The 15,631-nt window shown below is 72.7% G+C and carries 13 protein-coding genes and 1 pseudogene; 11 read left to right on the top strand and 3 right to left on the bottom strand.

Features of this window, described 5'->3' with window-relative positions; all coding sequences use genetic code 11:
- The 3 genes and pseudogenes from BGO91_RS09395 to BGO91_RS09385 form a co-directional block, all read left to right on the top strand.
- Positions 1-295 (top strand): annotated as a pseudogene (locus tag BGO91_RS09395) (cation transporter); the annotation flags it as partial.
- Between the two features lie 40 nt (positions 296-335).
- Positions 336-1,298 carry a YafY family protein gene (locus tag BGO91_RS09390; protein WP_290472499.1) on the top strand — a complete coding sequence of 321 codons (963 nt, stop codon included), beginning with the start codon at positions 336-338 and terminating at the stop codon, positions 1,296-1,298.
- 10 nt (positions 1,299-1,308) lie between these two features.
- Positions 1,309-2,412: a VIT1/CCC1 transporter family protein gene (locus tag BGO91_RS09385; RefSeq protein WP_290472498.1), complete on the top strand. Its 1,104-nt coding sequence runs from the start codon at positions 1,309-1,311 to the stop codon at positions 2,410-2,412.
- Between the two features lie 25 nt (positions 2,413-2,437).
- Here BGO91_RS09385 and BGO91_RS09380 read toward each other — a convergent pair whose 3' ends face one another.
- Positions 2,438-2,941, bottom strand: a complete 504-nt coding sequence (locus tag BGO91_RS09380; RefSeq protein ID WP_290472497.1) for a DUF1707 domain-containing protein — start codon at positions 2,939-2,941, stop codon at positions 2,438-2,440.
- 343 nt (positions 2,942-3,284) lie between these two features.
- On the opposite strand from BGO91_RS09380, the gene BGO91_RS09375 reads away from it, so the two are divergent.
- From BGO91_RS09375 to BGO91_RS09350, 6 genes are all read left to right on the top strand, one after another.
- The gene (locus BGO91_RS09375) at positions 3,285-3,623 is read left to right on the top strand and encodes a hypothetical protein (RefSeq protein ID WP_290472496.1); all 339 of its coding nucleotides are present in this window, start codon (positions 3,285-3,287) and stop codon (positions 3,621-3,623) included.
- A gap of 157 nt (positions 3,624-3,780) precedes the next feature.
- The gene (locus tag BGO91_RS09370) at positions 3,781-4,071 is read left to right on the top strand and encodes a DUF6504 family protein (protein ID WP_290472495.1); all 291 of its coding nucleotides are present in this window, start codon (positions 3,781-3,783) and stop codon (positions 4,069-4,071) included.
- A 71-nt stretch (positions 4,072-4,142) separates the two neighbouring features.
- Positions 4,143-4,979, top strand: coding sequence for a DUF3097 domain-containing protein (locus BGO91_RS09365; RefSeq protein WP_290472525.1), 837 nt, complete (start codon positions 4,143-4,145; stop codon positions 4,977-4,979).
- 76 nt (positions 4,980-5,055) lie between these two features.
- Positions 5,056-5,751: a hypothetical protein gene (locus BGO91_RS09360; RefSeq protein ID WP_290472494.1), complete on the top strand. Its 696-nt coding sequence runs from the start codon at positions 5,056-5,058 to the stop codon at positions 5,749-5,751.
- Complete coding sequence (locus BGO91_RS09355; protein WP_290472493.1) at positions 5,752-7,305, top strand: DNA polymerase Y family protein; 1,554 nt, start codon at positions 5,752-5,754, stop codon at positions 7,303-7,305.
- Complete coding sequence (locus tag BGO91_RS09350; protein ID WP_290472492.1) at positions 7,305-10,694, top strand: error-prone DNA polymerase; 3,390 nt, start codon at positions 7,305-7,307, stop codon at positions 10,692-10,694. Before BGO91_RS09355 ends, BGO91_RS09350 begins: the two co-directional genes overlap by 1 nt.
- Before the next feature lie 15 nt (positions 10,695-10,709).
- Here the strand turns inward: BGO91_RS09350 and BGO91_RS09345 are convergent, their stop codons facing one another.
- Entirely contained in the window at positions 10,710-11,435 is a 726-nt protein-coding gene (locus BGO91_RS09345; protein WP_290472491.1) for a VIT family protein, read from the bottom strand.
- An 87-nt stretch (positions 11,436-11,522) separates the two neighbouring features.
- Here BGO91_RS09345 and gdhA point away from each other — a divergent pair, with 87 nt between their 5' ends.
- The gene (gene gdhA, locus BGO91_RS09340) at positions 11,523-12,872 is read left to right on the top strand and encodes an NADP-specific glutamate dehydrogenase (protein ID WP_290472490.1); all 1,350 of its coding nucleotides are present in this window, start codon (positions 11,523-11,525) and stop codon (positions 12,870-12,872) included.
- Positions 12,873-12,917: 45 nt separating this feature from the next.
- On the opposite strand, the gene BGO91_RS09335 is transcribed toward gdhA, so the two are convergent.
- The gene (locus BGO91_RS09335; RefSeq protein WP_290472524.1) at positions 12,918-14,699 is read right to left on the bottom strand and encodes a DEAD/DEAH box helicase; all 1,782 of its coding nucleotides are present in this window, start codon (positions 14,697-14,699) and stop codon (positions 12,918-12,920) included.
- Between the two features lie 139 nt (positions 14,700-14,838).
- Here BGO91_RS09335 and BGO91_RS09330 point away from each other — a divergent pair, with 139 nt between their 5' ends.
- Positions 14,839-15,630 (top strand): SGNH/GDSL hydrolase family protein, encoded by a 792-nt coding sequence (locus tag BGO91_RS09330; protein WP_290472489.1) that lies wholly within the window; start codon positions 14,839-14,841, stop codon positions 15,628-15,630.
- Position 15,631 lies beyond the last annotated feature (1 nt).

Raw genomic sequence — 15,631 nt, 5'->3', positions numbered from 1 at the left:
CCGGTTCCTGCTCGGCGAGCAGGCACCGGAGCGGGCCAGGCAGGCCCTCCTCGCCGGCATCCTCGCGCATCCCGAGGTCGAGAAGGTCACCTTCCTGCACCTCGAGTTCGTCGGCCCCGAGCGACTGTTCGTCGTCGCCGCGATCGACCTGGCAGGCGACGACCGGGAATCCGCCGTCGCTGCGGACCTCGCCGCCGTCGAGGCCGATCTCGAGCGGGACGAGCACATCACGGAGGTGGTCCTCACCCTGTCCCGGCCGGGAGCGGAGGCTCTCCTCCCGGACGCGGCGCAATAGCGGTCACGATCCGTCCGCATCCCGGTGCACACTGGGGAGCATGGCAAGCACCGGATCGCGCACCCTCCAGCTGCTGTCGCTGCTGCAGACCCACCGCTACTGGCCGGGCAACGAGCTGGCGGACCGGCTCGGCGTCTCCCCGCGCACGCTGCGCCGCGACGTGGACCGGCTGCGCGACCTCGGCTATCCCGTCGACGCCACCCGCGGGGTCGCGGGAGGTTACCAGCTCGCCGCCGGCGCCTCCCTGCCCCCGCTCGTGGTGGACGACGAGGAGGCGGTGGCGCTCGCCGTCGGGCTGCGCACCGCCGCACAGAGCGGGATCGCCGGGGTCGAGGAGGCGTCGGTGCGGGCGCTCGCCAAAGTGGTGCAGGTCATGCCTCCGCGCCTCAAGCGGCGGGTCGACGCCCTGCGGGTGGCGACCCTCGCGACGGCGATGCGCGGCGGCCCCGTCGCCGATGCGACGACCCTGACGACGGTCGCCCAGGCCTGCCGGGACGAGGAACGGCTCGAGTTCACCTACGTCGCCCGCGGCGGCGAGGAGACGCGGCGCACCGTCGAGCCGCACCGGCTCGTGTCCGTCGGCCGGCGCTGGTACCTGGTGGCCTACGACCTGACCCGGTTCGACTGGCGCAGCTTCCGGCTCGACCGCCTGACCGAGCCGCGCGCGACCGGCGCGCGATTCCGGCCCCGCGAGCTGCCCGCCGAGGACGCGGCCGAGTACGTCCGCGCCTCCCTCTCCCCCACGGCCGCTCCGCTGGTCGTCGATGCCGTCGTCAGCGCGCCCTACGACCGGGTGGAGGAGGCCATCGGCCGCTGGGCGACCGTCTCCGCCGCCGACGACGCGACCTCCCGCGTCCGGCTGACGGTGGAGAGCCCCGAGTGGGCGCTCTTCGGCCTCGCGGCGGCGGGCGCCCCGTTCGTGATCGAGGGCCCCGACGCGGTGCGCGAACTCGCCGCCGTCTGGGCGGACCGCTTCCGCGACGCCGCGACGGGGGTCGCCTAGACTTCTCGCGATGACGAGCACCGAGCGCACCCCCACCCCCGCCGACATCCGGCGGTGGCGGCGCTACCTGGCCGACGAGCGCGCCGAGGCCTCGGTCTATCGCGATCTCGCGCAGCGCCGCACCGGCGAGGAGAAGGAGATCCTCCTCGCCCTCGCCGACGCCGAAGGACGGCACGAGCAGCACTGGCTCGACCTGCTCGGCGATCAGGTCGGCAAGCCGCTCCGCGGCGACGTCCGCACGCGCATGCTCGGCTTCCTCGCCCGCCGCTTCGGCTCCGTCTTCGTCCTCGCGCTGGCGCAGCGCGCCGAGGCCCGCTCCCCGTACGCGACCGACGCCGACGCGACGCCGCAGATGGCCGCCGACGAACAGGTGCACGAGGAGGTCGTCCGCGCCCTCGCGGCACGGGGGCGGCAGCGCCTCTCGGGCACGTTCCGCGCCGCGGTCTTCGGCGCCAACGACGGCCTGGTGAGCAACCTCGCCCTCGTGCTCGGCGTGAGCGCGAGCGGAGTGGCGACGCACGTCGTGCTCCTCACCGGCGTCTCCGGGCTCCTCGCGGGCGCGCTGTCGATGGGCGCGGGCGAGTACGTGTCGGTGCGGTCGCAACGGGAGCTGCTGGAGGCCTCCAGCCCCAATCCCGCGACGCGCTCCGCCCTCCCGCACCTGGACGTGGACGCCAACGAGCTGACCCTCGTCTACCGCGCGCGCGGCATGTCGCCCGCGGATGCCCAGGCCCGCGCCTCCGAGACGCTGCGGACCCTGGAGGCGTACACCAGCGAGATCCCCGTCGCGACGCCCGGTGCCGCCACGGCTCCTGCCGAGGACGAGCACGAGGCGGTCGGCAACGGCTGGAGTGCCGCCGTGTCGAGCTTCTGCTTCTTCGCCTCGGGTGCGCTCGTGCCGATCCTCCCCTACCTGTTCGGTCTCGGCGGCACGGCGGCCGTGCTCGTCTCCGCCGGGCTCGTCGGCATCGTCCTGCTCGCCACGGGCGCCATCGTGGGCCTGCTCTCGGGAGGCTCGCCCCTCAAGCGCGCGCTGCGCCAGCTCGCGATCGGCTACGGCGCCGCCGCGGCGACCTACGTGCTCGGCCTGCTGTTCGGGACCGCACTGGGCTAGCCCGCGCTCGGGTGGCTCGCTCTCGCTAGCGGCGGCGCGGCCCGTCGATGCCGTAGACGAGTGCGCCCGAGAGCGGGATCAGCAGGAACCACAGCCAGCTGTACTGGTAGCCCCAGACGCCGCTGGTGACGAAGAACAGGATCACCGCGATGAACGGCATGATCGACACGACCAGGAGGCCCCAGCGGTTGTTCGGCCGATAGCCCTGGCCGGCGTACGGGTCGCCGGGCGGAGCCGCAGCGGGACCGGGCGCGTACGCCGCGGCAGGCGGCACCGGCTGCGCGGGAGGAACGGGCTGCGCGGGCTGCCCCGCGTGGTCGTCGAGTTGCACGCCACCGGGCAGATCCGCGAAGAGAGGCGCGAGGTCGCCCCGCGTGACCGCCGATCGCGCCGACGCGACGCGCGACTGCAGTTCCGCTCCGTCGAGCCTCCCGGCGTTCGCGTGCGCTTGGAGGGCCGCGACCGCGCGCTCGCGCTCGTCCGTGCTGAGGCGCAGCGACGCGCCGGAAGGGTCGTTGAGGTCGGTCATGCGGACAGTATGGCAGGGGCAGGAGTTCTGCCGCAGGGCATCGGGGGGGGTGTGCGCGGGCAGCGAGCCCTCGGGGTCGCCGTTACGCTGCTGGACACCGCCTGCGCACGCTTCGGCTCTTCCCGGAATCTGTCGCTGGTGCTTCACTTCACGTATGCCGATTGCTCCAATATTCGACGGGGCCGCGTTGGTCTCTGAACTCGACTCCCGCCGAGTCCGGTTGGGCCTGGGGTGGCCGGCTTTGGCGGAGGAGCTCACAGAACAGTCGGCCGGACTGAGGGCCGCACTGAACGATCATGCAGTGTGCTCGGGTGCGCTCGTTCGGACGGTGAGACGCGGCTCCATGTCCTGCCAGTACGCGCTCATGCTGCTGCAATGGCTGGACCGTTCTCCTGAGGAGTTCCTGTTCGGGCGAAGTCGAGCGGTGGGAGAAACACGTCTGCCTGCTATCGGGACCGACGTGCGCCTCCGTTGGGATCTTCCCGAGCTGTATGCCGCCGTGAACGATCAGCGACGCGATCGCGAACTCACCTGGGGGATCCTGGCTGAACGGCTGGGATGCACTCCGAGCCGCTTGACGAACCTCCGCACCGCCCGCCTTGCGGACATGGAACTCGCCATGCGGCTGACGCAATGGCTGGGCAGGCCGGCGGCAGATTTCGTGCACCCCGCCACATGGTGAGGGCCGCATCCTCAGGAGAAGTGTCACCACCCGACAGGGCCGACGTGTCACCGATGTCCTGAGGCTGATGTGCAACCGATGTCCTGAGACAGAAAACGTCCCCGGGTCGGTCTACACTCGCATTCGAACATCCGTTCGAATCGAGGAGGTGACGGCGATGACCGAGGTCGACGAAGCGGTCGCCGTGTGGACGACCGAGGAGGGCATCCCGCTGCGGCTGGTCTGGCGGTCGACGCGCTACCGCGTGAGCGACATGCCGACCGTGTGGGCGGACGCCCCGGTCTGGTGGCGTCCGTTCGGCGAGCACCGCTACGACGTCGGCGCGCTGCCGCGCGAGATCGGCGGCTGGCGGTTCCAGGCGACCAGCGACACCGGCGACGCCCACGTGTTCGACGTGCGGCACGACGCCGTCGACCGCACCTGGCGCCTGGTGCGCGTCTTCGACTGAGCGGCGGTCTCCCGGCCGCCGGGGCGTGCCTCCCCCGGACCTCCTGGGGTTTCGCATAGCCTCCTGGGGTGATGGACGACCGCTACGGATCCGATGTGCTGGCACCGGGATGGAAGACGGCCGGGCGCAAACCCGTGCCCGACGTCGAGGCGGTGCGCGACCTGGTGGTGGAGGAGTCCGCCACCGGCTTCTGCGGGGCGATCACCCGCCTGGAGGCGCAGACCGTCGAGCTGGAGGACTACTTCGGCAAGAAGCGCGTCTTCCCTCTCGGCTCGGCGTTCCTGATCGACGGCGAGCCGGTGCGCCTCGTTGTGCCGAAGCGCACGGCGGGAGGCCCGGGACGCACGGCGTCCGGTTCGTTCGCGGTCGGCGAGCAGAAGGCGCGCATCGCCCGCGCGAGCCGCATCTTCGTCGAGGGCCGCCACGACGCCGAGCTCGTCGAGCGCGTGTGGGGCGACGACTTGCGCGTCGAGGGCGTCGTCGTCGAGTACCTGGAGGGCGTGGACGACCTCGACGCGATCGTCCGCGAGTTCGCCCCCACCCGGGAACGCCGGATCGGAGTGCTGGTCGACCACCTGGTCCCCGGCTCCAAGGAGAGCCGGATCGCCGAGACGGTCGCGCGCGGCCCGTACGGCGCGCACGTGCTGGTGGTCGGGCATCCCTTCATCGACATCTGGCAGGCGGTCAAGCCCGCCCGGGTCGGCCTGGAGGCGTGGCCGGCCATCCCGCGCTCGATCGAGTGGAAGCGCGGCATCTGCGCAGCACTGGGTCTCCCCCACGAGAGCCAGGCCGACATCGCGCGCGCCTGGAAGCGCATCCTGAGCCAGGTGCGCACGTTCGCCGACCTGGAGCCCGAGCTGCTCGGCCGGGTGGAGCACCTGATCGACTTCGTGACGGAACCGGCGTAGGGTCCATCCACCGGGCACGGCGTTTGTACCCCAAAATGCATTTGCACTGTTCGAACATGTGTTCGAAAATGGATGCATGTCCCCGGCATCCGCACCCGCCTTCGCCGACCCGGTCGTCGACCGGGCGCAGGTGCACGAGCTGCAGTCGCGCATCCGGCAGATGCAGGCGACGAAACTCGAGAGCCGCACGTTCGAGACGCATCCCGCGCTCGGGCCGCTGCTGCCGGGCGGGGCGCTCAAGGCCGGCGCCGCCTATGCGGTCCACGGCTCCACCACCCTGCTGATGGCGTTGCTCGCGGGCCCCAGTGCGGCGGGCGCGTGGTGCGGGGTGATCGGCATGCCCGACTTCGGCGCCGAGGCGGCCGGCCGGTTCGGGATCGACCTGGAGCGGCTGGTGCTCGTGCCGCATCCCGGCGACCAGTGGCTGACCGTGACGGCGGCCGTGGTCGACGTGCTCGCGGTCGTGGCGGTCGCCCCGCCGACCCGCGCGAAAGACGGGGACGTCGCCCGGCTGGGCGCCCGGCTGCGGCAGCGGGAGTCGACGCTGATCGTCGCGGGCGACTGGCCGCAGGCCGAGGCGACGCTCTCGGTGGCGCGCAGCGGCTGGGACGGCCTCGGCACCGGAGCGGGCTACCTCTCGTCCCGGCGGGTGACCGTGGAGTCCGCCCCGCGCGGCGGATCGGGACCGCGCCGGCGCGCGGAGCTGTGGCTGCCGGCGCCCGACGAGAGCTTCCGCCCGTCCGGCCCGACGCGCCTGGAGGCGGTGGGCTAGATGCGCGAGGTCACCCGCGCGATCGTGCTCTGGTGCCCGGACTGGCCCGTGATCGCCGCCTGCCGGGCGGACCCGGGCCTGGCCGAGGACACCCCGATCGCCCTGATGGAGAAGGGCGTGGTCTTCGCCTGCTCGGCGACGGCCCGCGCCGACGGTGTGCGGCGCGGTCTGCGGATGCGCGAGGCGCAGTCCCGCTGCCCGCAGCTGGAGGTGCTCCCCTACGACCCGGTGCTCGACGAGCGCGCGTTCGAGCCGGTGCTGGCGGCCATCGAGGAGCTCGCGCCCGGCGTGCAGCCGCTGCGCCCCGGCACCTTCCTTCTGCGGGCGCGCGGGCCCGCCCGCTACTACGGCGGCGAGGAGCAGGCCGCGGCCGAGCTGCTGCGCTGCCTGGAGGGGCTGGGGCTGCCGGATGCGCGCGCCGGCATCGCCGACGGGCCGTTCGCCGCCGGGCAGGCCGCCCGCTCCACCGGCGCCGCCCGCGTGCGCGTCATCCCGGCGGGCGGGTCGGCCGCCTTCCTCGCCCCGCTGCCGATCGCCCAGCTCGGGCTGACCGAGCTGACCCCGCTGCTGCGCCGCCTGGGCCTGCACACCCTCGGCGACCTCGCCGCCCTCGACCGGCTCGACGTGCGCGAGCGGTTCGGGGAGCGCGGCGAGCACGCGCACGACCTGGCCGGGGGCCTCGACGGCGCCGCGGTCGTGCCGCGCACCCCGCCGAAGCAGCTGGACCGCACCATCGAGTTCGAGCCTCCCCTCGACCGCGTCGACCAGGTCACCTTCGCGGTGCGCGGCACGGCCGAGCAGTTCGTCGGCGGCCTGACGAAGGCCGGGCTGGTCTGCACCACGCTCCGGGTGGAGGTGACCGACGAGGCCGGCCGCATCAGCGAGCGCAGCTGGCTGCACCCGCGGCTGTTCACGGCGGGGGATGTCGTCGACCGGGTGCGCTGGCAGCTGCAGGGCTCCGGCGCCCTCGACCCCGGGCTCGCCTCGCCGATCGTGCGGGTGGGCCTGGTGCCCGAGGCGGTGGACGACATCGGCCACCACGAGGACGGCCTGTGGGGCGGCGGAGCCGACGAGCGCATCCACCACGGCCTCACCCGCGTGCAGAGCATGCTGGGGCACGAGGCCGTGCTCACCGCCACGATCGGCGGCGGCCGCGGGCTCACCGAGCGGCAGGTGCTGGTGCCGTGGGGCGACCGGCCGGTCGGCGCCTCCCGTGCCGAGCAGCCGTGGCCGGGGTCGCTGCCCGCGCCCGCACCCTCCACCGTCTTCGAGGTGCCGCGGCCGGTGGCGGTGCTGACCGTCGAGGGCGACACCGTCGAGGTGACCGACCGCGGCGACCTCACCGCGCCGATCGCGTTCTTCTCCCCCACCGGCCGCCCGCACGACGCCCGCGAGGTGGGCTCATGGGCGGGGCCGTGGCCGGTGCGCGAACGCTGGTGGGACGCCACGCTCGCCCGCGCGATGCACCGCTTCCAGCTGGTCGACGCCGACGGGACGGCCTGGCTGCTGCGCCTGGCGTCCGGCGGCTGGTTCGCCGAGGCGAGGTACGACTGATGGGCTGGGACAACCCGCCGATCCCGTGGGCCGAGTTCGAGCGCCGGCTCTCCGGCCGCCGCACCGGCGAGCAGGCCGTCGAGCGCCCCTCCTCCCGCAAGCGGCAGAAGTACGTTCCGCAGCCCATCCCGGAGGAGCCGGAGACCGGGCACGTCGCGTACGCGGAGCTGCACGCGCACAGCAACTTCAGCTTCCTCGACGGGGCGAGCTCGCCCGAGGAGCTGCTGGAGGAGGCGACCCGGCTGCGCCTGCACGGCCTCGCCCTCACCGATCACGACGGACTCTACGGCGTCGTCCACCTGGCCGAGGCCGCCGAGGCGTACGAGCGGGTGAAGACGGTGTTCGGTGCCGAGCTCTCCCTGGCGCTCAGCCGCCCGCAGAACGGCGAGGCCGATCCGGAGGGCAGCCACCTCGTCGTGCTCGCCCGCCGGCAGGAGGGGTACCACCGGCTCGCCGCCGCGATCACCGCCGGGCAGCTGGCGGGCGGCGAGAAGGGGCGCCCGGTCTACCGGCTGCCCGAACTGGCCGAGCAGGCCGGCGGCGAGTGGATGGTGCTGACCGGCTGCCGCAAAGGCGACGTGCGCCTGGCGCTGGCCGAGCAGGGCGAGCGCGCAGCCGAGCACGAGGTGGCGCGCCTGGCGGAGCTGTTCGGCCACGACAACGTGCTCGTCGAGCTGATCGACCAGGGCAACCCGCACGACACCACCGACAACGACGCGCTCGCCCGGATCGCCGACCGGCTGGGCCTGCCCGTCGTGGCGACCAACAACGTCCACTACGCGTCGCCCGCGCAGTACCCGCTGGCGACCGCGGTGTCGGCCGTGCGCGCCCGGCGCAGCCTGGACGAGATGGACGGCTGGCTGCCCGCCTCCGCCTCCGCCCACCTGCGCAGCGGCGCCGAGATGGCCAAACGGTTCGCCCGCTACCCCGGCGCGGTGGAGCGGACCGTGGAGGTCGCCGACGACCTCTCCTTCCGGCTGCGCAGCGCCCGCCCGCGGCTGCCCAAGCAGGAGGTCCCGGAGGGGCACACCCCGATGAGCTGGCTGCGCGAGCTCACCTGGCGCGGCGCGGCCGAGCGCTACCACGACCTCGACGAGAACCCGGCGAAGCGGGAGCGCATCGAGCGCGAGCTCGACGTGATCGAGGCCAAGGACTTCCCCGGCTACTTCCTGATCGTGCACGACATCGTGCAGTTCGCCCGCAGCCAGGGCATCCTCTGCCAGGGCCGCGGGTCGGCGGCGAACTCCGCGGTCGTCTATCTGCTCGGGATCACCGCGGTCGACTCGATCAAGTACGACCTGCCGTTCGAGCGCTTCCTCTCCAGCATGCGCGAGGAGGAGCCCGACATCGACGTCGATTTCGACTCCGACCGCCGCGAGGAGGTCATCCAGTACGTCTACCGCAAGTACGGGCGGCACAACGCGGCACAGGTCGCCAACGTCATCACCTATCGGCCCAAGAACGCGGTGCGCGACATGGCGAAGGCGCTCGGCCACTCCACCGGCCAGCAGGACGCCTGGAGCAAGCAGATCGACTCGTGGTCGCACGTCCAGACCACCGACGACCACGACATCCCGGACGAGGTGGTGGAGCTGGCGCAGCAGGTGCTGAAGTTCCCGCGGCACCTCGGCATCCACTCGGGCGGCATGGTGCTCACCGATCGGCCCGTCGGCGAGGTGTGCCCGATCGAGCACGCCCGCATGGAGGGGCGCACGGTGCTGCAGTGGGACAAGGACGACTGCGCGTGGATGGGCCTGGTCAAGTTCGACCTGCTCGGGCTCGGGATGCTGAGCGCGCTCGACTACTCGATGCGCGCGATCGCGTCGGCGCTGGGCGAGCAGTGGACGCTGGAGACCATCCCGAAGGAGGAGCAGGGCGTGTACGACATGCTCTGCCGCGCCGACTCGATCGGCGTGTTCCAGGTGGAGAGCCGAGCGCAGATCGGCACGCTCCCCCGGCTGCGCCCCCGCTCGTTCTACGACCTCGTGATCGAGATCGCCCTGATCCGCCCCGGTCCGATCCAGGGCGGCGCCGTGCACCCGTACATCCGGCGCAAGCTGGGCCAGGAGGAGGTCACCTACCTGCACCCGGCGCTGGAGCCGGTGCTGAAGCGCACGCTGGGCGTCCCCCTCTTCCAGGAGCAGCTGATGCAGATGGCGGTCGCGGTGGGCGACTGCACCGCGGAGGACGCCGACCTGCTGCGCCGGGCGATGGGCTCCAAGCGCGGGGTGGAGAAGATCGGCGCCCTGCGCGAGAAGCTCTACACGGGCATGGCGGGCAACGGCATCACCGGGGACGACGCCGACGCGATCTACGCGAAGATCGAGGCGTTCGCGAACTTCGGCTTCGCCGAGAGCCACGCGATCAGCTTCGCGCTGCTGGTCTACGTGAGCTCGTGGATGAAGCTGCACTACCCCGGCGCGTTCCTCGCCGCCCTGCTGCGCGCGCAGCCGATGGGGTTCTACTCGCCGCGCACGCTCACCGCCGACGCCCGGCGGCACGGCGTGGTGGTGCACCGTCCCGACATCCAGCGCTCCGGCGTGTTCCCGCTGCTCGAGCCGCTCGACGACGCCCGCCCCGGCCCGACCGGCATCGACCCGTGCCTGGCCGAGGAGCAGCCTCCCATCGCCCCCTACGACCAGCGGGTGCCGCTGGACTACGCCGCTCACCGTCGCGACGCCGGCCACGCCGTGCGGCTGGGGCTGGCGGGGGTGACCTCCATCGGCGAGAAGCTCGCCGAGCGCATCGTCGCCGAGCGGGAGGCCCACGGCGCCTACCGCGACCTCTCCGACCTCTCGCGCCGGGTCGGGCTGACCATCGCGCAGCTGGAGGCGCTCGCCGCGGCCGGCGCGTTCGAGGGCTTCGGCCTCGACCGGCGGCAGGCGATCTGGGAGGCCGGCAACGCGGCCCAGGAGCGGCCGGAGTACCTCGCCGGGACCGCGATCACCGTGCAGCCGCCCCTGCTGCCGCTGCTGAGCCCGGCGGAGCAGCTGGCGAGCGACCTGTGGGCGACGGGCATCTCGACCGACGACCACCCGATCCGCTTCCTGCGGCCGGCTCTCGCGTCCCGCGGGGTGCGCACGGCGGCGATGCTCGCGACCTCGGAGTCGGGGCGCCGCATCGAGGTGGGCGGGGTGGTCACCCACCGGCAGCGGCCGGCGACCGCGGCCGGCGTGACCTTCCTCAACCTGGAGGACGAGACCGGGCTGGTGAACGTGGTCTGCCCGGTCGGGGTGTGGAACCGCTACCGGCGGGTCGCCCGGCAGGCGCCCGCGATGATCGTGCGCGGCATCCTGGAGCGCAGCGAGGAGGGCGTGGTCAACGTGATCGCCGACCGGCTGGAGCCGCTGCAGACCGGCATCCGCACGGCCTCCCGCGACTTCCGCTGAGCCCGGCGGCCCGGCTCAGACCACCCCGGACGTGCCGAGCAGCGCACCGATCGCGAACGTCACGGCCAGGGCGATCGCCCCGCCGACGACGACGCGCAGCATCGCCTTGCCGCGCGGGCTGCCGCCGATCCACGCGGCGACGTAGCCCGTGATCGCCAGCGCCAGCAGCACGACGACGAACGTCACCGGGATGCGCACCGCCTCCGGCAGCAGGATCGTCAGCAGCGGGAGGAGGCCGCCGATCGTGAACGCGACGGCGGAGGCGAGCGCGGCGTGCCACGGGCTGACCACGTCGTCCTGGTCGATGCCCAGCTCGACCGACAGGTGGGCGGAGAGCGCATCCTGCGCGGTGAGCTCCAGCGCCACCTGCCGCGCCGTCTCGGGGCGCAGGCCCTTCGCCTCGTACAACCCGGTGAGCTCCTCCAGCTCCGCCTCCGGCATCTCGGCCAGCTCCCGACGTTCCTTCGCGATCAGGGCGTGTTCGCTGTCGCGCTGGCTGCTGACCGAGACGTACTCCCCCAGCGCCATCGAGATCGCGCCGCCGACCAGTGCCGCGACGCCCGCCGTCAGGATGGCCGGTGTCGCCGGTGTGGCCCCCGCCACGCCGACCACGACCGCGGCCACCGAGACGATGCCGTCGTTCGCGCCCAGGACCCCGGCCCGCAGCCAGTTCAAGCGCTGGGCGAGCCCCTCGCGATGCGGCTCGCCGGGATGCTGTCTCGGGTTCGTCGTCTCCGCCATGGCATCCAGCCTAGGGAGCGGCGGCGCCGTCACGCGCCGGAAACGTGAGAGTAGACTCAGAAACCTTGTGCGAAAGAAGGTACGCGTTTGACCACGGCTCTCATCTCCCTGCTCGACGACGTCCTCCGGCGCAACGCCGGAGAGCCGGAGTTCCACCAGGCGGCACGGGAGGTGTTCGGCTCCCTCGGGCCGGTCATCGACCGCCACCCCCGCTACGCCGAGGCCGCGGTGCTGGAACGACTCACCGAGCCCGAGCGGCAGCTCATCTTCCGGGTGCCGTGGACGGACGACCAGGGTCGGGTGCGCGTCAACCGCGGATTCCGTGTGGAGTTCAACTCCGCGCTCGGGCCGTACAAGGGCGGACTGCGCTTCCACCCGAGCGTGACGCTCGGCACCGTGAAGTTCCTCGGGTTCGAGCAGATCTTCAAGAACGCGCTCACCGGCCTCCCGATCGGCGGCGGCAAGGGCGGCAGCGACTTCGATCCCAAGGGCAAGTCCGACGCCGAGGTGATGCGGTTCTGCCAGTCGTTCATGACGGAGCTGTACCGCCACCTGGGCGAGCACACGGATGTCCCCGCCGGTGACATCGGCGTGGGCGGCCGCGAGATCGGCTACCTGTTCGGCCAGTACAAGCGCATCACGAACCGCTACGAGTCGGGCGTGCTCACGGGCAAGGGCGTCGGCTGGGGCGGCTCGCTCGTCCGCACCGAGGCGACCGGCTACGGTGCGGTCTTCTTCGCCCAGCGGATGCTCGCGACCCGCGGCCGCGACCTCGACGGCGCTCGCGTGCTCGTCTCGGGCTCCGGCAACGTCGCGATCTACGCGATCGAGAAGGTGCACCAGCTCGGCGGCACGGTGATCGCCTGCTCCGACTCGTCCGGCGTCGTCCACGACCCGGCCGGCATCGACCTCGACCTGCTCCGGCAGATCAAGGAGGTGGAGCGCGGCCGCCTCAGCGACTACGCGGCCCGCCGCGGTGGCGCCGAGTACCTCCCGAACGGCGACATCTGGGCGCTCGCCGCCACGACGCACGTCGACGTCGCGATGCCCTGCGCGACGCAGAACGAGCTCGACGCGACGGCGGCGACCACGCTCGCCACCCACGGCGTCGCCGCGGTGGTCGAGGGCGCCAACATGCCCTGCACGCCGGAAGCCGTCACCGTGCTCCGCGCTGCGGGCGTGCTGTTCGCGCCCGGCAAGGCCGCGAACGCGGGCGGTGTCGCCACCTCCGCGCTCGAGATGCAGCAGAACGCCTCGCGGGATGCCTGGACGTTCGAGTACGCCGAGCAGCGCCTCTCCGACATCATGACGAACATCCACGACAGCTGCGCCGAGACCGCGGCCGAGTACGGCGAGCCGGGCGACTACGCGCTCGGCGCCAACGTCGCCGGCTTCGTCCGCGTGGCCGACGCCATGCTCGCTCTGGGCGTCATCTAGCGTTCAGGCTCTGCCGCGTTCGCGCGGACCAGCGGCTCGGTCGGCTCAGTGCCGGCCGAGCCGTTTGCGCAGGTACTCGATGCGCGCCTGCAGCTGCGAGACGCTCGCCTGCGCGACGGCCGGTCCGCCGCACACCCGGCGCAGCTCGGCGTGGATGAGGCCGTGCGGCTCTCCCGAGTTCTTCGAGTACAGGCCGACCAGGCTGTTGAGCAGCTGCCGCTGCTCCTTCAGGGTGCGGTGCAGCGGCGCGGGAGGGTGTCCCTCGGCCGCAGCGGGACGCGCCGACGACCGCCGCGACTGCCGCTGCTGCCGCTGGAGCAGCAGCTCGTGCACCTGGTCGGGCTCCAGGATGCCGGGGAGGCCGATGAAGTCGTGCTCCTCGTCCGTGCCGGGCACGGCGTAGCTGCCGAACTCCTTGCCGTCGAACACGACCCGGTCGAAGTTCGCCTCCGAGCCGAGCGCTTCGAACGCGAACTCCTCGGTCAGCGCCTCCGAGGCCCGCTCCTCGCGGTTGGCCTCGGCCATCATCGCGTCCTCGGGGTTCCACAGGTCGCCCTCGGCGTTCTCGTCGGTCGGCCGGTCGAGCGCGTGGTCGCGCTCCAGTTCCAGCGCGTTGGCGAGCGCCATCAGCATCGGGACGTTCGGCAGGAACACGGACGCGGTCTCACCGCGGCGCCGCGCGCGCACGAAGCGGCCGATCGCCTGCGCGAAGAAGAGCGGGGTGGAGGCGCTGGTCGCGTACACGCCGACGGCGAGGCGCGGCACGTCCACGCCCTCCGACACCATGCGCACGGCGACCATCCAGCGCGAGGTGCCCTTCGAGAACTCCTCGATCCGGTCGCTCGCCTCCTTCTCGTCCGAGAGGACGACGGTGACCGACTCACCGGTGATCTGCTGCAGGATGTCCGCGTACGCGCGGGCCGTGTAGTGGTCGGTCGCGATCACCAGGCCGCCGGCGTCCGGGATGGCGCCGCGCACCTCGGTCAGGCGGCGGTCGGCCGCGCTGAGCACGGCCGGGATCCATTCGCCCTTCGGGTCGAGCGCGGTCCGCCACGCCTGCGAGGTGATGTCCTTGGTGTTGCCCTCGCCGAGCCGCGCCTCCATCTCGTCGCCGGTCTTGGTGCGCCAGCGCATGTGCCCGGCGTAGACCATGAAGATGACGGGGCGCACGACGCCGTCGGAGAGGGCGCGCCCGTAGCCGTAGTTGTAGTCGGTGAGCGACGTGCGGATGCCCTGCTTGTCCGGCAGGTAGGTGACGAACGGGATCGGCGCCGTGTCGGAGCGGAACGGCGTCCCCGTGAGCGAGAGCCGGCGCGTGGCGCGCTCGAACGCGTCCCGGATGCCGTCGCCCCAGCTGAGCGCGTCGCCGCCGTGGTGCACCTCGTCGAGGATGACCAGAGTGCGGCTGGCCTCGGTGATGTCCTTGTGGAGGCTCGGCCGCATGGCGACCTGCGCGTAGGTGACCGCGACGCCCTTGTAGTGGCGGGCGTACCGGCCGTCGGCGTTCTTGAAGTCCGGGTCGAGGTTGAGACCGACCCGGGAGGCGGCCTCGGCCCACTGTCGCTTGAGGTGCTCCGTCGGCGCGACGACGGTCACGCGCTCGATCGTGCGGCGGGCCAGCAGTTCGGTCGCGAGCCGGAGGGCGAAGGTCGTCTTGCCTGCGCCCGGCGTCGCGGCGGCGAGGAAGTCACGGGGCTCGTCGCGGAAGTACGTGTCGAGCGCCTCCGCCTGCCACGCGCGCAGCTTTCCGGCGGTGCCCCAGGCGGCGCGCTCGGGGAACGAGGGCGAGAGATGCTCGGCCGCGAAACTGCCCGCGTGTACCCCGATGACATCCGGCTCGTCACCGGATTCGGCGTCCGGTTCGAACCCGGGGAGGGGTGCAGCTGTCGTTTCCACGTGGATCAAATCTACCCGTTCCCTCCGACATCCGCCTGGACGGACGGTCCACCGGATGCAGAATGGAGGAATGGTCGAAGCGCAGCATCCCTGGTCCCGCTACGTCGCCCTGGGCGACTCCTTCACGGAGGGCATCGGCGATCCCGAGCCCGCCAGCCCCGGCGGGCACCGCGGCTGGGCCGACCGCGTCGCCGAGGTGCTGAGCAGCCAGACCGACGACTTCGCCTACGCCAACCTCGCGGTGCGCGGCAAACTCATCAAGCAGATCCTGGACGACCAGGTCGAGCCGGCGCTCGCCCTCCGCCCCGACCTGATCACCATCTCCGCCGGCGGCAACGACGTCATCCGCCCGGGCACCGACCCCGATCAGATCGCCGCCCTCTTCGACCAGGCGGTGTCCCGCCTCAGCCGCGACGGCGCCACCATCGTGGTGTTCACCGGGGTGGACGTCGGCTTCTCCCCCGTGTTCCGCGGCATCCGCGGCAAAGTCGCCATCTACAACGAGAACGTCCGCGCCGTCGCCGCGAAGTACGACTGCATCGTCGCCGACCAGTGGGCGCTGACCGAGATCCAGGACCAGCGGATGTGGGCCCCCGACCGACTGCACCTCGCGCCGCTCGGCCACCACACCGTCGCCCGCATGGTGCTCGCCGCCCTCAACGTGGAGAACGACCTCCAGCCGCTCGACCCGGAGCCGCTGCCCGCCCGCACCTGGCGGCAGGCGCGCTCGGAGGACCTCTCCTGGGCCCGGGAGTACCTCGTGCCCTGGGTGGTGCGGCGCATCCGCCACCAGTCGTCCGGCGACCACGTGCTGCCGAAGCGGCCGGAAGCCGGGCCCTTCGTCATCCGCACCGAGGACTGAG

Origin of the sequence: Leifsonia sp. 71-9 (assembly GCF_001898805.1) — a bacterium.
Classification (GTDB): domain Bacteria; phylum Actinomycetota; class Actinomycetes; order Actinomycetales; family Microbacteriaceae; genus Leifsonia.
This window is presented reverse-complemented; position numbering and strand designations above follow the sequence as displayed.